This window comes from Desulfovibrio sp. JY (assembly GCA_021730285.1).
Classification (GTDB): Bacteria; Desulfobacterota; Desulfovibrionia; order Desulfovibrionales; family Desulfovibrionaceae; genus Solidesulfovibrio.
In genome coordinates this window covers 609,366-628,487 of sequence record CP082962.1, presented here as the reverse complement: position 1 = coordinate 628,487, position 19,122 = coordinate 609,366, and the positions used below count along the sequence as shown (strand labels likewise).

Here is a 19,122-nt window from a genome sequence, read left to right as displayed (position 1 = left end):
AGCCTTTTAAAAAGGCGTTGTCTCCCACAACCTGTTGGAAAGTTTAGGAAGGGGAGAGCGCGAGAGGGGCTACCCCCCTTTTCAAAGGGTTTCCCCTCTCGCATTCTCTTCCCCTCTTTTCACTTCAAACTTTGCAGCCAGTCGAACAGGCCCGGGGCGTTGCCGCCGAGGCGCCAGATGGCCAGGCGGGAAAAACCGGCGGCGCGGGCGGCCTGCCACAGGGTGGACAGGGTTTGGGCGTCGGCGTGCCAGATCTCGTGGGATTTGCCCTCGGCGTCGCGGTATTGGCTGACGAGGTAGCCGTCGGGGGCGGAGCGTGTGGAGGGGACTTTCTTGCGGGCCAGCAAGGTCGCGGCGGCGGTTTCGTCGAGTTGGACGGCGGATTTGCCTTCGGTCCAGTCGAAGCCGCCGGTGGACAGCGCCAGCCCCGTGGCGGAAAGCGCCCCGATGGCGCGCAGCGCGTTCGCCTGATCGGCCAGGAAGGCCGGGGTGGCCTTGGGGCCGGGGCCGGAGTGGGAGCCGAAGAGGTTGTAGCCCATGAGCAGGTATTGGGGGCCGACGGGCAGCGGCTTGCCGAGGTAGCGGGCCTGGGGCTGGAGCAGCACGGACAGGGCGAGTCCTTGCTGGCTGGTGCGCTGGTAGAGCTCCCGGATGAAGTCCAGGAAGGCCGGCCAGTCATCGGCTGCGATATTTTCGTAATCGATTTCGAGGCCCGCGAAACGGGAGCGTTTGGCCAGGGCGATCAGGGCGTCGCCATGGGCCGCCCGGGCGGCCGGGGTGGAGACCAGCCGCTTGACCAGCGCCGGGTCCTTGAGTTTGGCGTTTTTGCCCGAGGGCGGAGTCAGGTCGTTGACCACGGTCAAAAAGGCCGGGGTGCGGCCGAAGGCGTGCTCCACGTCGCCGTGGAAGAGCGCTTCCCATTCCGGGGCCAGGTACGGCTGATCCTTGTCGTTAAACGACGCGGCAAAGACCCGCACCGTGTCGAAAAGCCCGGGATGCGCCCGCCATTCGGCCATGCCCCGGGGCAGGTCCCAGTAGGCAATCCAGGCCGTGAGCCTGTCAGTGGGCCGTCCGGTCTGGCCCATGGCCGGCCGGGCCGGCCCGGCCAGAAGGACAAGGGCCAGGGCCAGCGCGGCAAGAAGGGTCGACGCGAGGGGGATTTTCCGGCTTTCGCCGGGAGTTCCCCTTAGAATATATAACTTATGCTGGCCCATGCTTCATTGAGGTTATAGGTGGGGGTACTGAAGTAGGAGTACTTGATAGAGAGCTTTAACCGCTCTTTCATGGTGATGTCCATGCCGGCGTTGACGCGCCAGATGTTGCGCCAGTCGTTGTCGCGGTCGCGCGAGGGGCCGTAGCCCACGCTGCCGTTGAGGTTGTACCAGCGGGTGGGGGAGTAGCCGAAGCTGGCGTAGGCCAGGTGGGTGGCCAGGTCCAGGGGCGCCCAGTACTCGATGGGGTTGCGGTCGCTGTTGGCGAACTGGAAGGCGTAGCCCACCGAGAACATCGGATATTCGAACAGGCGGCGCAACAGGCGGCCGTCCACGGACCCGGTGTTGTTGCCGTCGGTGCGGGAGATGGCGTGGCCGCTGACGAAGAGGTCCCAGAAGTCGAGGAGGCGGGTGTGGGTGAAGAGGCTTAGGCGGTTGGCCATGATCTGGGCGTAGATGGCCTCCACGGTGTCGATGCGCTCATGGGCGCCTTGCAGTTCCCAGATGCCGTCGACCTTGACGCCCTTGGGCGCGATGGGGCCGTGGAGGGTGACCTGGCCGCCCGGGAACGTGCCGGGGCCGTCCTCGGTGTTCGTGAGCTGGCCCTGGGCTTCGATCCAGTATTCGGGTCGGAAGAACCAGCGCGCGCCCAGGGTGAGGTCCTCGCCGTTTAGGTACTGGGTATGCCTCGAATTGAAGACGTTGTAGGCGTCCTGGGGATCGAGATAGCCGTTGGCATAGGCGTTGTTGACGGCTTTGATCAGCTGCCCGCGGCGCTGGTAGCTGTCGATGGACCATTCGATGCGGCCGGCGCGCACGTACACCATGAAGTCGTCGCGCGGATGCACCTCGCCGCTTAAGCCATACCACCAGTAGCGTCGGTTGTCGCTGTCCCACCAGGTATCCACGGACGCTTCGGCCCTCGGCCGGGTGCGCAGTTTGGCCCGAAAGAGCTGGGTCGCGGCGCGCTCGGAATCGGGGCTTAGGTCCACGGCCTTTTCGGCCAGCTGCACGGCCACGGGGTCGTCGTGCTCGTAGTAGGCGTTGACGGCATGATTGTAGGCCAGCTCTTCGGGCCTGGCCTTGAGTTCCTTGGCTTCCTGGAAATAGTTGTCGGCCTGGCCGAGCTGTTCCTGCCAGGAATAGACCTTGGCCAGCTCCAGGGAAACCTGGTGCATGGGGTCGGCCTGGTTGAGGTAGTTTTCGAGGCCGGCCACGTCGAGGCGCGGCGAGACGGCCTTGGCGGCGGTCAGCCGGGGATTGGCCATGGGCGTCCAGAAACCCTCGGGCGCGAGGTTGAAGGCCCGGGGAAAGTGCTGGTCGACCACGCTGGTGTAGGCGCCCCGGGCGGCGGCGTCGGCCACGAGCAGTTCGTCCGGGGCGTTGCCGCCGGGGTAGAAGAAAACGGGCTGCTTTTGCCCCAAAAGTTCGCCGCTGGGGTCCAGGGCCTTCAAGCGTTCGGTGAGCCGCGTTTCCATGGCCGCCTTGTCCGTCACGCCCTTGGCCGCGCCGGCCACGCTCCAAAGCGGAACGGCGTAGCCGCCGGGACCGGTCACATAGGGCGGATTGTGGTCGGTCAGGGCCAGGGACCAGCGGCCGGTGCCGACGAGCCGGGCCACTTCGCCCGCGTCCGGCAGATAGGGCGTTGCGGGCACCAGGGATTCGCCGCCGACCACGAGTACGGCCTTGCCGCCGACCTCGGCCAGCAGGATGTCGATCTTGTCCAGCACGGCCGTGTCGGTGCGGTCGACGAGAAGGAGCACCTGGGGCGCGGTGTCCGTGTCCTTGTGGTCGCGGGCGGCCTGTCCCGTCGGGCGCTCGGCCAGCTCCGCCAGGCTCAGGAACTGCCCTTTTTGTTCAGCCAGGGCGCGCAGATGCGCGGCCATCTGGGACAGGCGCACCTTGCCCGGCGCGTCGGCGTCGCGCACGTCGCTGTAATAGAGACACAACACGCCGCTGCCCGGGCCGAACTCGCGCAGCTTTTCCAGCGTGGGATAGGCCGGGCGAAAGCGGTGGTCGGCGGCGGCGGCGATGGCGAACTTCATGTTGGCGGCGGCGTCGTCCGGCGCGGCGGCGTGGAGCCGCTTGGCCACCTTGTAGGCCTCGGCTTCCTTGCCGGTCAGCTGGTAGACGCTGAGAAGACCGCGAAGCGACGAGAGGTGGTCGGGATTCTTGGCCAGCATGGCCTCGAACTGTTCCTTGGCCTCGGGGAATTTTTCCTGGTCGAGGAGCACCCGGCCGAGCAGGTTTTGCAGGTTCAGGGAATCCGGGTCGAGGGCCAGGCCGCGGCGGGCATAGTCCTCGCAGGCCGGCAGGTCCCGGGTGAATTCCGTGGCCTCGGCGGCATAGCGTAAAAGCTCCCGGTCCTTGGGATGGGCGGCAAGACCGAGGGCCGCTTCGGTCACCACATCCTCGTAGCGGCCAAGGCCCATGAGCGCTTCGCACACGATGGCCCCGAGCACCGGGGACTTGCTGGCGGCGTAGGCCTTGCCCAGGGCGTCCACGGTTTCCTGGTAGCGGGTCTGTCGGTTGAGCGCCCGGCCGAGGCCGGCCAGATAGTCCGAGGACTTGGGCTCGCGGGCGAGCAGATCGCGATACAGCGATTCGGACCCGGCCGGATCGCCCATCTCCAGGCGCACCACGGCCGCCGTGCCGAAGACGGCGCGGTCGCCCTTGGCCAGTCTGGCCTCGTACCAGGCGGCATACTCCCGGGCGGCGGTGAAATTGTTCCCGGCGGCGAGCAGGGAGATGACGCGCAGGCGCATGCGGTCGTCGTTCGGGGCCAGGGTCAGGGCCTTGCGGAAATGGCCCAGGGCCTCCTGTTCCTTGCCGTCGAGGAAGGCGAATTCGCCCAGGGCGTATTCCCGGTCGAAGGGCGAGGCCTTGGCGATGGCCTCGGCCAGGAGACGGTCGGCGTCGTCGGAGCGCCCCTGGCGCTTGCGGGCCAGGGCCAGGTAGAGCCGGGCCTCGTTCTGCTCCGGATCGTCGGCCAGGGCGGCTTCCAGGAAGTTGGCGGCCTCCGCGATGCGGCCCACGTCCCACATCACCTTGCCGGCGTCGGCCAGAATGGCGCCCATGGCTTTGGGCGGCAGGTTTTTGGCCCAGGCCGGGGGCGTCAGGAAGAAAAAGCCGTCCCCGAGTTGGGCGTCGACCAGGGCGCGGCCGATGCGCAGATAGAGCTTGCCGGCAAGCTGGGGGGAGAACGCCACGCGCACGAGCTTGCCGTCGGCATTGAACCCGGTCACGGCGGACTGGCCGAGTCCGTCCGCCGGCAGCACGGCCAGGGCGTGGAGTTTTTCGAGGGCCAGGTTCTCCTGGCCGTTGCGCAGGGCGGCAAGCGCCGTGAGCAATTCGCCGTACGGACCGTAGTTTTGACCCTGAAGCACGTTGCCGACCAGATCCCAGCGGTTGACCGCGCCGAGCGTCCAGGCCAGGCCCAGGGGCGAAACCTCGGGCGCATAGGTCTTAAGCAGCGCCATGGTGGCGCCCTGCTTGCCGCTTTCGAGCAGCAGCGGCACCACCCGGGCCAGGAGCGGATCGCCGGCGGGCAGGCCTTCCTTCAGGGAGACTTTCCAGATGCCGAGGGCCGCGTCGGGGCGGTTGGCGGCCCACAGCCGCCAGCCCACGTCGCGCAGGATGGAGGCCCGGGTGTCGAGTCCCTCGGTTAAGGCCTCGACTTCCTTGACGGTCTTTTCCGCGTCGCCGGTCTTGCCGATGGTGGCGGTCATGGCGTCGGCCAGGTCGATGAACTGGCCGCGGAAGGGCCGGCGATTCTTGATGCGGCGCATCTCCCCGGAGGCCACGGCGAGGTCGCCCTTGTTCCAGGCGGTCAGGGCCAGGCCGAAATGGAGTCCGTCCTGGTCGGGCTCGCCCCGCAGCTTGTCCTCGAAGGCGGCGGCGGCATCCGCCTGGTCCGAGGCGCGCAGGGCCATGATGTAGCGGCCCTGGAGCACGGGATTTTTGGGGTCGAACTGGAGGCTCGTGGCCAGAAACTCGCTGGCTTTCTTATACTCCTTGGCCGTCAGCCGGGCGTCGGCGATCCAGCTGGCCCACCGGCCCACGTCCGGGGCGTTGCGCCAGTCCTTCTCCCACAGGTCGGCGGCCTTGGCCGGTTCGCCCCGGTCGAGAAACACCCAGCCCAGTTCGCCGGTAACGGCCACCTCGTCGTAGCCGCCGGCCAGGGCCTTTTCGAGCAGGGTCTGGGCCAGGGCGAGGTTGTTTTCCCCGAGCATCCGCTTGCCGGCGTAAAACTGGAGCGCGGCCAGAACGTCCTTGCGCGGCCCCGCATCGTCGGCAGCAGCCAGTTCGCCCATGGCCGTCGCGTCCCCGGCGGCGTAGCCGGCGGCGAGGCGCGCCACCTGCCTGTCCCGGTTCGTGGTCGGTTTCCAGGCGGCGAGAAAGCGCGTCAGGTCGGCCTTGGCATTGGGCCTGGAGAGCAGGTCGAGGATGAGCACGCCGCTGGTCTTTTCACTGACGCCGGCCAGGTAGCGGGCCAGGTCCGGGTCCTTGCCCCCGGACTGCTCGTCCAGGCGCAGAAGCGCCGTCAGCGTCAGGGTGTTGGCCATGACGTTGTCCGGCTCCACCTTGCGCGCCACGGCCAGGGTGTCGACGGCCCCGGCATAGTCCTTCCTGGTGATCTGCAACGAGGCTTTCTGGGTCCACAGGGGCGGATAGGCCGGGTCCTGGGATAAGGCCTTTTCCACGAGCTGCAAGGCCTGGTCGTACTGTCCACGGGCCTGGGCCTGCTGGGATTGCTGCAGCAGGGTCACCACCGAAGCGTCGGCGGCCAGGGTCAGGGTCGGGGCGGAAAGAAGCAACGCCAGGAGGAGGAGAAACCGGATATGCATGGCCTTATTCCTTCACATCGTAATAGACGGCCCCTTTCGGATCCGGACCGGGGGTTCGAAAAAGCATCCGCGATTTGTCGAAGCGGTTGGCGAGCCTGGTCATGTCTTCGGCGTCGGCAAGCGGCGGCATATCGAAGAGCAGCCAGTCCGGCCGCGGCAGATTCTCGGCGGCAAACAGGCGCTCCCTGGCCGGAGGCGTCACGCGCAGGGCCACGGCAAAGCCCTTTTCGCGCAGCCGCTTTTCCAGGCGCGTCAGCACGGCGTCATCCGGAAAATCCTCCAGGGACAACACGAACCCGCCCAGCAGCTTGGCGATGATCAAAGAGGCCGGGGCCGAGGCCACGGAGGTGGCGACGGCTTCGACCTTGGCCGGGTCGGCTTCGTGCAGATCCAGAAACGGAATCACGCCATTGGCGGCCACGGTCACCAGGGCGGCGGCATTGGTCACCGGATCGGCGGTCAGGGTCGTCGCCGGCAGCACCATGGCGGTCAGGGTGCGCACGTTGTCCAGGGACGCGTCGGCCAGGGACGGGGCCGCAAGCCAACGTGGCGGGAAGGTGGTCAGGCGCAGGTCGCTGAAGGCCGCCTTGTGCTCGCCCTTCTCGCCGAGCGCGCCCAGGGCGAAGCTGCCCCGCTCGGTGCCGGCGGTCAGGGGGATGGGGTAGGGGCTTATGTCCTTGCCGCCGACGCGCATGAGCAGGCGGTTATTTTTCACGCAGCAGTCGAGGTCCACCGGGCCGGTCTGGTCCACGGGCAGGACGTAGTTGACGAGGGTGTTTAGGGCATGCTCGTTTTTCTCGCGCACGATGACCTGGTCCTCGGTGACCTGGATGCGGACGTAGGAGCCGCTGTTGCGGTAGCGCAGATAGATGAGCGCCGCGCCGCCCCGGGCGGGCACGACCTTGACCCGGCACAGGAAATTCTCGAACCCTTCGGTGCCGCGAAGCAGGGCGAAGCCGTCCTTGCCGGCCGGATTGGCCAGCGTCAGCCCCTGGCCGTTCGCCGTAATGGCACCGGTGCCGACCTGCCACAGGCCGCGCAGGACCGAGTTGGAAAAATCCAGGAAGCTGCTTCTGGGCAGGCGCGATTCGATCTCGAGCAACAGGCGGTCGGGGCTCCAGGTCGGGTCGATCTGCAACCGGGCCAGCCGGCGGGGATCGGCCTGCCGGGAATTGTACGATTCGCCCACCCGGGTGAAGGCGACCGGAAAATACCGGTCGAGGCCTGCGTCGTTGGGGGCGGCGATGGCCGGCGGCAGGCTCACGCCGAGCGTGTTGGCCGGCATGAAGAGATAGCCGAGGGGCGGCTTGCCCGTTTCGTCGGTGATGGTGGCGTAGGCCTGCTTGTAATCGGCGGCCACCCGGGCGGCGAAGGCTTCCGGCGTCTCCCCGGGCTTGCCGTCCCGGGCGTCGAGGCGGGCGGTCAGGTAGTAGGCGTACCCGCCCTCGGGCGTTTCGTTGATGAGCTTCGAATGGAAACCCATGGAGTTCACGTCCCAGAAGGGATTGGCCGCAACCTTGCGCAGTTCGTCGGAGCGCACGAAAAAGCGGTTCCACCCCGTCACCACGTCGCCGGAAAGATAGAGCGAGGCGTTATAGCCCGTTTGCACCAGGATGGGCTGGCTGAAAAGGACGCTGTCTTTGCGGCCGCCCTCGAACATCAGGTAGAGGGCCTTGTCGGGCAACGGCCCGTCGGCGTCGTAGAAGTTCTTTACGTCCTTTGTGGTGACGGTCTGGTAGCCGGCCTTGGCCAGGGCGGAAAGCTGCTCGCGCAGCCGTTTTTTGCTGGTGAGCGTTTTGGACTTCTCGTCGAGGCTCAGGCCCCCGTAGGAGATGGCCATGAAGCCCTCGCGCTGGGTCCATTGGTCGCGGTGGTGCTGCGGCGGCGTGTCCCGCTTGAAGGCCGTCTGGTAGATGAGGAAGCCGGCGACGGCCAGGATGGCGTACTGGAAGAGGTAGCGCAGGAACTTTCTCATGACATCTCCCCCGCGTCATGGGTGTCATGGGAGGAAGGCCGGGTGCCCCAGTTGGATTGCCAGAAGGTGAGCAGGGCCCACAGGATCTGCCACAACAGCACCGTGAGGTAGAAAAAGCAGAACGGCACGCCGTAGAGCCACAGGTTCGAGCGCTTGAGAAAAAGGTACGAGGTGCACATGAGCATGCTCATGAAAAAAACGCCCGCGATGTAGGTGATGGGCCACACGCCGTAGGCGGCGGGCACGAAGATGAAGGCCCGCAGCACCACGAACGGGGCCAACACCGGCAACAGCAGGCCCAGGTAGAAGGAGATGGCCATGAAAGGTTCCTTGCGCCACATGAACAGGCTCGCCTTGAGGCTCTCGCGCAGCCAGGAGCGTTTCCAGCGCATCTGCTGGGTGTAAAACGTGTGGTAGGTGGAAGGCACGATGGTGTGGGTCACGGCCGAGTGCTGGTAGACGGCGTAATGGCTGGTCAGCACGAAATTGGTGAGGCTGCGGTCGTCGCCGAAGGTGGCCGGCTGGCCCAGGTAGGTCTGGTGCTCCCAGGCGTCGAGGTAGCGCATGAGCACGTCGCGCCGGTAGCAGGCCAGGGGGCCGGACAGGCAGGTGACGGTGTCGAAGATGCTTTCGGCGGCCTTGAAGATGCGAAAGCCCACGAAGTAGCGCACGGCCTGCATCTTGGTCAGCAGGTTGGTCCACTTGTTTTCCACTTCGCAGCGGCCGGTGGATGCCCCCACTTTGGGGTTCTTGAGGGGCTGGACCACGTTTAAGATGGACAGGGGCTGCAGGAAGCTGTCGGAGTCGACGAAGACCACCATGTCGCCGGTGGCCATGCGCGCGCCGGCGGCCATGGCGTGGCGCTTGCCCCGGTTTTTGGGGAAGGCGTGGATGGTGAAGCGTTCGCCGACCTCGTCGTAGATCTTGTCCCGGACCTCTTTGAGCACGGCCAGGGTGCCATCCGAACTGCCGTCGTCGACCACGATCAACTGCAAACGGTCCTCGGGATACTGCTGGTTGAGGCAGCCGCGCACGGTCTTTTCGATCCATTCCTCCTCGTTGAAGCAGGGAATGACGATGGTGACCGAGGGGGTGAACTGCGGGTCCACGGGGTAGGGCCGGTACAGGGCGGCGAAGAAAAACCGCGAGAGCAGGTAGAAAAGCGCGCACAGGCCGTAGAGAAAGATCGGCACGTCGAACCAGAAGTAGAAGATGCTTTCCTTTTTGATGAACCACACCCCGACAAGGGTGAGCATAATGCCGAGCAGCGAGGCCGCTTCGAAGTAGCGCCAGCGGCGGCGGCGCAGGTATTCGGTGAGGTTTTTTTCGAAGGTGAAGGCCGCGCCTCCCAGGGAAGCGTCGAGACGCACCACCCGGGCCGGCAGCTTGACGAAGGACTCGTAGCCTTCGGGCATGGTCCCGGCGGCCAGGAAGAAGCGCAGCACCACCTTGTCGCCCACGCGCAGCTTGCGGTCGGGCTCGATGAGCATGCCGCTTTCGGACAGGTTGATGATGCGGCCCGAGCAATAGCGGTACTTGCCGTTGCTGGAGTAGACGTCGACCTTTCCCTCGGAGAAATAGCGGGTGTCGGAACTTCTTCGGGAAGCGCTTTTGGTGGGAATATCCGGCAGAAAGCGCCTGTCGGGTTTTTCTCGAGGAAACACTTCCACTTGCGGCATTTGCTTACTCCCTGGATCGAATGCTGGGCTGCCGGCCGTCTCTGGCGGTATGGGCCGGCCTGGCGTTTTATTTTTTTAATTTTTTATTCACGGGGCCTCTCGCCGCGCTGCCGATCGGTCGGGCCTTCGCCCTGCAAGATGTCCGCTTTTCATACTCGTAAGCTATGGTAAAATAGTCTTACATATCGGTTTGTTAGTAATAAATTCCAATTGCTTGGCCATGTTCGGCGCCTTTCCCGATAAAAGGCTGCCATCGTCCAAATGTTGCCACGTATAACCAATTTTTCATGTTATGTGCAATGGCTGGGCCAAGCTCGGGCTTTGGAGAAGGCGTTTTCGGACGAAGCGGACGCAAACCGAAACCGGCGTCACGAAGTCGTGGAGTCGGGGGGGAAGGCGGAGAGGATGGGGGGGAGGAGTGGTCGTGACCGGACGGGGGGCCCGTCCGTCCGGTCACGGCTTGGGGAGGGAATGTATAAGTCCGTTAATCGGCGTGTTTGTTATTCATGAACATGTCGGCCAGCCAGGAAAGGGCCAAACAGCAGGCAACCACGGTCGATGCAAGGATGACTTTATCGATGAACATAATGGCAACCTCCGATTGCCCTTATGCCTTGCATTCGCCGTGCCATGCGGGGTCTAGGCGCTGTCGCGGTCCGGAGCCTCCCGGCGTTTGGGATGGGGCAGCGCGAAATTGAGCAGCACGCCGGCGACGCCGGCCAGGCCGATCCCTTCCAGGTGCATGCCGCCGAAGGAAAACGTCATCTTGCCCATGCCGAGGACGATGATGAGCGCCACGATGACCATGTTGCGGGGCTCCATCAGATCGGCGCCCTCGCGCACCAGGGAATTGAGGCCGACCACCATGATGGTGCCGAACAACAGTAGCATGATGCCGCCCATGACCGGGGTGGGGATGGTCTGGAGCAGGGCCCCGAGCTTGCCGACAAAGGCCAGGCAGATGGCGGTCAGGGCGGCCCAGGTCATGAGCGCCGGGTTGTAGATCTTGGTCAGGGCCACGGCCCCGGTGACCTCGGCGTAGGTGGTCAGCGGCGGCCCGCCGAGAAACCCGGCCAGGGCGGTGGCCACGCCGTCGCCCATGAGCGAGCGGTGCACGCCCGGGTTTTCCAGGTAGTTGCGGCCCGTCACCTGGCCGATGGCCAGGATGCCGCCGAAGTGTTCGATGATGGGGGCGATGGCCACGGGCACCACGATGACCATGGCGTCGAGGCTGAAGGTGGGGCCGACGAAGTGCGGCACGGCGAACCAGGGGGCGTTTATGACCGGGGTGAAGTCCACGATGCCGAGGATGAGGCTGAGGAGGTAGCCGGCGGCGATGCCGCACAGGATCGGCACCAGCCGTATCATGCCCCGGCCGTAGATGGCCACGAGCACGGTGACGGCCAGGGAGAAGAAGGACACGGTCATAGCGGTCGGTTCGGGGAAGAGCGCCGCCGCGCCGTCGCCGGTCTTGCCCATGGCCATGTAGACGCCGACCGGGGCCAGGATCAGCCCGATGACCATGATGACCGGGCCGGTGACGATGGTCGGCAAAAGGCGCGACAGGATGCCCACGCCGCGCAGGCGGATGAGTACGGCCACCACGGCGTAGACCGCGCCCACGGCGGCGAGCGCCCCCATGGTCGCCGACACGCCGTAGGTTTTGACGCAAAACATGATGGGCGCGATAAAGGCGAAGGAAGAGCCCAGGAAGATGGGAATGCGGCCCTTGGTCAGGACCTGGTAGATGAGCGTGCCCACGCCGGCGCAGAAAAGGGCCACGTTGGGGTTGAGCCCGGTCAGAAGCGGCACCAGCACCAGGGCGCCGAAGGCCACGAACAGCATCTGCGCGCCCACGGGGATGTCCCGCGCCCGCAAGTTGTAATCACTACCCGGCCGAATCGGGGCCATGACCTTCTCCTTTTGGCCGTGGGGCCGCTATTTGGTGCCGAAAATCTTGTCCCCGGCGTCGCCGAGGCCGGGCAGGATGTAGCCGTGCTCGTTTAAGCGCTCGTCGATGGCGGCGGTGTAGACGGCCACGTCCGGGTGTTCACGTTCGAGCTTGGCCAGGCCTTCCGGGGCGCAGACCAGAAACAGCCCCAGGATGCTGCGGCAGCCGGCTTCCTTGAGCAGGTTGATGGTGGCGATGAGCGTGCCGCCGGTGGCCAGCATGGGGTCGAGGATCATGGCCCGGCGCTTGTGGATCTTCTTGGCCAGTTTGACGTAGTAGCGCACGGGTTCCAGGGTGTCCTCGTTGCGGTACATGCCGACCACGCTGACCTTGGCGCCGGGGATCATGTCGAGCACGCCGTCCATCATGCCGACGCCGGCCCGCAGCACGGGCACCACGGTGATTTTCTTGCCGGCGATGCGGTCCACCTCGACCGGGCCGGCCCAGCCGTTGATGGTGACTTTTTCCGTGGGCAGGGACTTGGTGGCTTCGTAGGTGAGAAGCCGGGCGATTTCTCCGGCCAGTTCGCGGAAATCCTTGGTGCTGATGCCGTTTTCACGCAACAGGCCAAGTTTGTGGCGCACCAGGGGATGATCGACGATGGTGACGGGCATGGCGCACTCCTCGGTTGGGGGTGGATGGCGGCTGGGGAATTCCGCCGTAATTTTACAGCGTCTTATAAAAAAGCGGGCCGCACCGCCATGAAAACGACACGGACGGTGTCTTGCGGCGGGCGGGACCATGGCTTTGCGGCAACATTCCGGGCGGCAGCGCGTTCGCCAAACCCGGCTCGCAACGTTTCGCGAAGGGCGACGGGTCGAAAGGCCCTTTCGCAAGCGCGGCCCGCATCGTTTACGGATTTTTGGGCGAAGGGCAAGGCCTGGACGCGGCCCAGGCCGCCCGATTTCGGCTGCGGCGACGGCTTTATCCTTGGGCCGGCGCGTTTGGGGTCCAGGTTTTGGGCCGGGGGGCGTCCGGCGGCCGCGTCCGCTGCCGGGAAACCCCTATTTTTTCCGCTGCCCTTTCCGTTGCGGCAAGGGCCTTCTGCATCCCGTCCTCTCGCCACAGTATTCCGGGTGGAAACAAAAAAAATGTGATGGATTTCTCGCATGGATGGCTCGGATTGAATTTATTTCCGTAGGATATCTGTGACATTTTAGATTATTCCAGGCTATTGTTTTGGAAAAACATAAGGGTTGTTCGAATTTTCCGGGGAATTTTATCTGCAACAGACGATGCTTTCCCATGTTGTTTGCGTACCATATGTCTTCCTGGCTCTATTTTTCCCGGACGTGCAGCATGGTGTCCTTCGGATACGGCCGCCTTGCTTGCACTCCCACACGGGGCGTTATAGTTACGCGAAAAATGATCCGTTCGAGGAGGGTTCCCATGAAAAAGATCATCGTTTTGGTTGCCGCGCTCACCCTGGCCCTGTCCGCCGCTCCGGCTTTCGCCAAAAAGGGCAAGTCCCACAAAAAGGTCGCTCCCAAGTCCTGGGAATGCAACGTCGGCGGTCAGACCATGATGACGGCTTCGGTTGGCGAGTGCATGAAGCTCGGCGGCATGGTCGCCAACTACCCCGGCCCGGACAAGGCCGCCCCGGTCAAGGCCAAGAAGGCCCACAAGAAGGCCAAGAAAGCCAAGAAGTAAGCGCGGCTGCTTTTGTGTGAGGGGAAAGCGCCGCCGGCCGGATGCATCAGACGCGTCCGGCCGGCGGCGCTTTGCGTTGCGGGCCGTTTAGCCCAGGATGTCGATGAGCAGCATGATGTTGAGCGCTATAACCACCGCCGCCACCAGGATCAGGACGGCGTTGGTGAAGGGCCGGTTGGCGTATTCGCCCATGACCGCTTTGCGCGAGGTCAGGCCGATTTGCAGCAGGATGGTGATGGGCAGTTGGATGGACAGGGCGATCTGGGACCAGATGAGCCCCTTTAACGGGTCGCCCACGAACAGGATGGCCACGGCCGCGCCGACAAGGGTGATGACCACGCCCAGGCGCGAGTGGCTGTCGCGGATGTCGTAGGGCTCGCCGAAGATGCCGGCGAAGATGCTGCCCCCGGCCATGCCGGCCGTCACCGACGAGGCCACGCCGGCCAGCAGCAGGCTTACGGCGAAGATGATCCCGGCCGACGGGCCCAAAAGCGGCGTGAGCAGGGACTGGGCCTGCTCCAGTTCGCCGACTGCGGTGCCATGGGTGAAAAACACGGCCGCCGCGAGCAGGATCATGGCGCTGTTGATGCAAAAACCGATCAGCATGGAAAAAAGCGTGTCCAGGTACTCGTATTTGAGCTGACGGCGGATCATTTCCGGCTTGTCCAGGTTCCACTGCCGGCTCTGGATGATTTCCGAGTGCAAAAAGAGGTTGTGCGGCATGACCACCGCGCCGAGCACGCTCATGACGATGGGCAACGACCCGGCCGGCAGGGTGGGCACCACCCAGCCCGTAACCGCCGCGCCCCAGTCGAGGTGCACCAGCGACAGCTCGAAGATAAACGACAGCCCGATCAGCGACACGAAGCCGATGATGTAGCGCTCGAGCCGGCGGTAGGACTTGGAAAAAAGCATCCACAGCACCACGACGAGGGTCAGCAGCGTGCCGACGGCAAGCGGCAGGCCGAAGAGCATGCGCAGCGCGATGGCCCCGCCCAAAAGCTCGGCCAGGGCCGTGGATACGGCGGCGGCCACGGCCGTGCCCAGGGCCGAGACCGCGACCGGGCGCGGCATGTGCTTGACCGCCGCTTCGGACAGGCAAAGGCCGGTCGCGATGCCGAGGTGGGCGGCGTTGTGCTGGAGCACGATCAGCATGATGGTCGATAGCGTCACCATCCACAGCAGATGGTAGCCGAACTCCGAGCCGGCGGCCACGTTGGAGGCCCAGTTGCCCGGGTCGATGAAGCCGACCGTGACGAGCAGCCCCGGCCCCACGTACTTGAAGATCTCGAGGGCCGTGAGCCTCGGGCGTACCCGGTCGCGAAAATGGGCCATGTCGCCGATGGCCCGGGTAAGTTGCCTAAGCGGATGCATTGTTACGTCTCCCCATGGCGGTAAAATCCACGGCAAACTCTGACAGAAGCGGCAGGCGGGGGCAAGAATGGGCGGGAGTTTTTCTTGACGGCAATGGTTGTCATGAATATTGTCAGCGCGACAACTATATGGACCGCCGCCATGGATGACACGTTCTTTTTCGATATGGACAACGCCGTGGGCTACGCCATCGGCCATGCCGCCGCCAGGCTCAAGATAGGGCTGCGGCGGCGGTTTGTGGCTGCCGGCTGCGACGTGACCCCGGAGCAGTGGGTGGTGCTCTACCGCCTGTTCGAGACCCAGGGCCTGACCCAGTGCGGCCTGGGCGAACGCTCGGTCAAGGACAAGACCACCATTACCCGGATCCTGGACCGCCTGGAGGCGAAAAAGCTGCTCGTGCGCCGCCGCGACAGCCGGGACCGTCGCAGCCAGCGCATTTTTCTGACTCCGGCCGGCGAGGCGCTGGTGCAAAAACTCGTGCCGCTGGTGCGGCGTTACGCCGCCGAGGTCTTCGTCGATGTGACGGAAGACGAGGAGCGGGGCCTCAAATCCGCTCTCGGTCGCATCGAGGCGCGCCTGGACGCCATCCTCGACGCAAAGGACAAACCATGAAGTTTTCTTTCCGTCCCAAGCACAAACCCGATGGGACGCCGGGCAAGCGCAAGCGCATCCTGATCGCGGCCGTGGCCGTGGCCGTCATCGGCAGCTTCGGCTACTACCTGTACGTGCGGGGGCTGGTGTCCACGGACGACGCGTTTATCGACGGCAAGGTCCATCCCATCACGCCGCGCGTGGCCGGCTACGTCGAGATGGTGCCGGTGGAGGACAACCAGTTGGTGGCCCCGGGCGACGTGCTGGTCACCCTCGATCCCACCGACTACAAAGTCGCCCTGGCCCAGGCCAGGGCGGATCTGGCCGCGGCCGAGGCTTCGCTTGCCGCCCTGGATCTCGGCGTGCCGTTGCAGCGCTCCCAGACCTCCTCCAAGGTGGCCTCGGCCCAGGCCGATCTGGAAGGGCAGCAGCGCAGCCTCGACCAGGCCGTCAAGGAACGCGACGCGGCCGAGGAGGGCGTGGCCCAGATCCAGGCCCAGGTGGACCAGGACAAGCTGGACTACACCCGCATCAGCCGGTTGCGCCACCAGGACGTGGTGTCCCAGTCCGACCTGGACGCCATCGAGAACAAGCGCCGTGGCCACGAGGCCGAACTGCGGGCGCTTCGGGCCAAAGTCTTGGCGGCCGGGCAAGGCGTGGAATCGATCCAGGCCAGCATCAAGCGGCTGCGTTCCCAGATCACCCTGGCCAAGACCGGCGAGGATCAGGCCGTCATCCAGACCAAGGAGGCGGCGGCCCAGCGGGCCAAGGTGGATCTGGCCAGGGAAAAGGTCCGGCAGGCCGAGCTCAATCTCAAGTACACCAAAATCGTGGCCCCGGTGGCCGGCCACGTGACCAAGAAGCAGATCGAATCCGGGCGGCTCGTCGCCGCCGGCCAGGCGCTGATGACGGTTGTCCCCTTGGACCCGGAAGAGCTGTGGGTCACGGCCAACTACAAGGAAACCCAGCTCAAGCACGTGCATCCCGGCCAGAAGGCGACCATCGAGGTCGACACCTACCCCGGGCGCGAGATCACGGGCCATGTGCAGTCCATCATGGCCGGCACGGGCTCGGTCTTTTCGCTTTTCCCCTCGGAAAACGCCACGGGCAACTACGTGAAGGTGGTGCAGCGCATCCCCGTCAAGATCGTTTTCGACAAGGAAAACGGGGAATTGCCCAAGCTGCGCCTGGGCATGAGCGTCGTGCCCACCATTCACACCGACTAGTGTCGCGGTCCGTATTTTCGCAACTGTTTTTCAAGGACACGGCACGAGGCCATGGCAGAGCGCGTCCCCAGCAAATGGCTCATCACCCTCGCGGTGATGGTGCCGACATTGATCGAGATCCTCGACACCTCCATCGCCAACGTGGCCCTGGGGCACATTCAGGGCAGTCTTTCGGCCGGCCAGGACGAGGTGACGTGGGTGCTCACGTCCTATCTCGTGTCCAACGCCATCGTCATCCCCATAAGCGGCTTTCTTTCCAAGATCTTCGGCCGGCGCAACTATCTTATGCTCTCGGTCGTGGTCTTCACCATCGCCTCCATGATGTGCGGGCTGGCCACGAGCCTCGGCATGCTCATCTTTTTCCGCATCGTCCAGGGTGTCGGTGGCGGCGGGCTCCAGCCCATGTCCCAGGCCATCCTGCTCGAGGCCTATCCGCCCAAGGAGCGGGGGCTGGCCATGGCCATTTTCGCCATGGGCGCGGTGCTCGGCCCGATCCTCGGCCCGCTCCTTGGCGGCTACATCACGGACAACTATTCCTGGCGCTGGATTTTCAACATCAACGTGCCCGTCGGCATGCTGGCCATGGTACTCATCTGGCTCTACATCAAGGACCCGGACTACCTGGAGCGGCGCAAAAAGGGCGACACCGTGGATTATATCGGCCTGGCCCTTCTGAGCCTGGGGCTTGGCAGCCTGCAGGTGGTGCTCGACAAGGGACAGCAGGACGACTGGTTCAACAACGACTTCATTCTGACGCTTTCGGTCGTGGCCGCGATCAGCCTGACGTCCTTCGTGGTCTGGGAGCTGATGCGCAAGGATCCCATCGTCGACCTCAAGGTGTTTCGGGACCGGAGTTTCGCCATGGGCAACGTGGTCATGTTCTTCGGCTATTTCGCCTTTTTCGGGGCCATCGTGCTGTTGCCGCTCTACCTGCAAAACCTCATGGGCTACACGGCCTTTCTGTCGGGCGTGGTGCTCGGCCCGGGCGGGCTCATCATGCTCGTCATCCTGCCTGTGGTCGGCAAGCTGACCCAGAAGGTCGACGCCCGTTTCATCCTGTTCGTGGGCCTGCTGGTCAGCGCCTATTCCCTCTTCAACATGGCCGGCTTTTCCCTCGACATCGACCTCGGCACCGCCATAACCGCCCGCAACATCCAGGCCGTGGGCATCGCCTTTTTCTTCGTGCCGCTTTCCTACCTGACCATGGCCTTCATCCCCAAAAAGGGCATGAACAACGCCTCGGCCGTGTTCAACCTGCTGCGAAACCTCGGCGGCTCCTTTGGCGTGGCTTTCGTCACCACGCTGCTCGCCCGCCGGGCCCAGTTCCACCAGGCCCGGCTGATCGAGAACATGACGCCCTACAACCTGACCTACCAGTCGACCTTCGAGCAGATCAAAAGCTACCTGGCGGCCAAGTCGCTGGGGCTCTACGACGCCTCGCAGATGGCCGGGGCGGCCCTGTACAAGCTCATGCTCCAGCAGGCCAACGCCATGGCCTTTTGCGACGTGTTCCACGCCCAGGCCATGATGTTCATGGGGCTGGCCGTGCTCATGTGGATCATGAAAAAGCCGCCCATGGGCGCCAAGCTGGACGCGGGCACGGACTGAGGTCGAATCGACGACATTTCGGCAATACGCCGGCCCTTCAAGGCCGCCTTCGGGCGGCCTTCAGACTGCCGACAAAGGCCCGATTGCTGCGTTGCTTCAAAAACTCCAAACCCTCGCGTAGTTATCTACGCGTCGGTCTTGGAGTTTTTTTGCGTCTTGCACTCGAACCTTTTCAGCAGCCTGATGCATCTGGCTTTGTCCGCAAGCTCAAGGCCGCCTTCGCCTTGCTTGCGCCCGGGCGTCAATGAGGCCCCTGGCCATGTTTGGGGCGGGTAAGGCTTGGCACGATCCTGGCTAGTAGGGTAGGAGGACAGCATGGAGCACCGCGCGCCCTCGGCGCGCACCCTTTGCAACCAAGCCGTGCCAACAACGAGGAGCGCTCCCATGAACGCCATCCGCCTTGTCGCCCTGATCGTTTTGTTCATCGGCCTGATGTTGATCGAATCCGGAAACGGCCATGCCTTCCGGCGCAAGAGTTCGGCGACCGGTCCCCGCGGTCGCACCGTGACCAACGAGGCCACCACCGTGCGCACGCCCGGCGGCTACAGCCGCAGTGCCACCACCACCGGCCCCGGCGGCCAGAGCGCCACCCGCAATTCCACCGGCCAATGGAACCCGGCCACCCGGACCTGGAACACGGGCAGCACGACCACCGGCCCCGGCGGCGCCACGGTCAACCGCAATGCCACCACCACCCGCACCCCGGGCGGCTATACCCATAGCGGCACCGCCACCGGCCCCGGCGGGGCCAGCGTCAACCGTACGTCGCAAGGGCAGTGGGACCCGGTCACCAAGACCTGGACCAACACCACCACCTCGACCGGCCCCCAGGGACAAAGCGGCACCGTGACCCGCTCCACCACTGTGGCGCCGTAGAGCTTTCCGTCGCGGGCACGGCCCGGCGCAGGTCGGGCCGCACCCTTGCTCGTGCGCCCAAAAAACGCCGCGGCTTCGTCAAACCGGACGAAGCCGCGGTATTTTTTTGGGCAATAGATTTCCTTATGGGAAAA

At 64.8% G+C, this 19,122-nt stretch carries 12 protein-coding genes; 5 read left to right on the top strand and 7 right to left on the bottom strand.

Going from position 1 to position 19,122, the window contains the following annotated elements; all coding sequences use genetic code 11:
• Positions 1 to 119: 119 nt before the first annotated feature.
• The 6 genes from K9F62_02685 to upp form a co-directional block, all read right to left on the bottom strand.
• Positions 120 to 1,214 carry a glycosyl hydrolase gene (locus K9F62_02685; GenBank protein UJX41625.1) on the bottom strand — a complete coding sequence of 365 codons (1,095 nt, stop codon included), beginning with the start codon at positions 1,212 to 1,214 and terminating at the stop codon, positions 120 to 122.
• Positions 1,187 to 6,058, bottom strand: a complete 4,872-nt coding sequence (locus tag K9F62_02680) for a tetratricopeptide repeat protein (protein UJX41624.1) — start codon at positions 6,056 to 6,058, stop codon at positions 1,187 to 1,189. The genes K9F62_02685 and K9F62_02680 overlap by 28 nt, the downstream gene beginning before the upstream one ends.
• A gap of 4 nt (positions 6,059 to 6,062) precedes the next feature.
• Positions 6,063 to 8,033, bottom strand: a complete 1,971-nt coding sequence (locus tag K9F62_02675) for a hypothetical protein (GenBank protein ID UJX41623.1) — start codon at positions 8,031 to 8,033, stop codon at positions 6,063 to 6,065.
• Positions 8,030 to 9,712, bottom strand: a complete 1,683-nt coding sequence (locus tag K9F62_02670; GenBank protein ID UJX41622.1) for a glycosyltransferase — start codon at positions 9,710 to 9,712, stop codon at positions 8,030 to 8,032. Before K9F62_02670 ends, K9F62_02675 begins: the two co-directional genes overlap by 4 nt.
• A 639-nt stretch (positions 9,713 to 10,351) precedes the next feature.
• The gene (locus tag K9F62_02665; protein UJX41621.1) at positions 10,352 to 11,623 is read right to left on the bottom strand and encodes a uracil-xanthine permease family protein; all 1,272 of its coding nucleotides are present in this window, start codon (positions 11,621 to 11,623) and stop codon (positions 10,352 to 10,354) included.
• Positions 11,624 to 11,650: 27 nt separating this feature from the next.
• On the bottom strand, positions 11,651 to 12,277 hold the full coding sequence (gene upp / locus K9F62_02660) for a uracil phosphoribosyltransferase (GenBank protein UJX41620.1): 627 nt from the start codon (positions 12,275 to 12,277) through the stop codon (positions 11,651 to 11,653).
• Between the two features lie 775 nt (positions 12,278 to 13,052).
• Here upp and K9F62_02655 point away from each other — a divergent pair.
• On the top strand, positions 13,053 to 13,313 hold the full coding sequence (locus K9F62_02655; protein UJX41619.1) for a hypothetical protein: 261 nt from the start codon (positions 13,053 to 13,055) through the stop codon (positions 13,311 to 13,313).
• Between the two features lie 87 nt (positions 13,314 to 13,400).
• Here the strand turns inward: K9F62_02655 and K9F62_02650 are convergent, their stop codons facing one another.
• Positions 13,401 to 14,687, bottom strand: a complete 1,287-nt coding sequence (locus K9F62_02650) for an Nramp family divalent metal transporter (GenBank protein ID UJX41618.1) — start codon at positions 14,685 to 14,687, stop codon at positions 13,401 to 13,403.
• Between the two features lie 141 nt (positions 14,688 to 14,828).
• Here K9F62_02650 and K9F62_02645 point away from each other — a divergent pair, with 141 nt between their 5' ends.
• The 4 genes from K9F62_02645 (at position 14,829) to K9F62_02630 (ending at position 18,988) form a co-directional block, all read left to right on the top strand.
• Positions 14,829 to 15,299, top strand: a complete 471-nt coding sequence (locus K9F62_02645) for a MarR family transcriptional regulator (GenBank protein ID UJX41617.1) — start codon at positions 14,829 to 14,831, stop codon at positions 15,297 to 15,299.
• Complete coding sequence (locus K9F62_02640; protein UJX41616.1) at positions 15,296 to 16,504, top strand: HlyD family secretion protein; 1,209 nt, start codon at positions 15,296 to 15,298, stop codon at positions 16,502 to 16,504. Before K9F62_02645 ends, K9F62_02640 begins: the two co-directional genes overlap by 4 nt.
• Positions 16,505 to 16,555: 51 nt before the next feature.
• Complete coding sequence (locus K9F62_02635; protein UJX41615.1) at positions 16,556 to 18,112, top strand: DHA2 family efflux MFS transporter permease subunit; 1,557 nt, start codon at positions 16,556 to 16,558, stop codon at positions 18,110 to 18,112.
• A 384-nt stretch (positions 18,113 to 18,496) separates the two neighbouring features.
• Positions 18,497 to 18,988, top strand: a complete 492-nt coding sequence (locus K9F62_02630) for a hypothetical protein (GenBank protein UJX41614.1) — start codon at positions 18,497 to 18,499, stop codon at positions 18,986 to 18,988.
• Positions 18,989 to 19,122 lie beyond the last annotated feature (134 nt).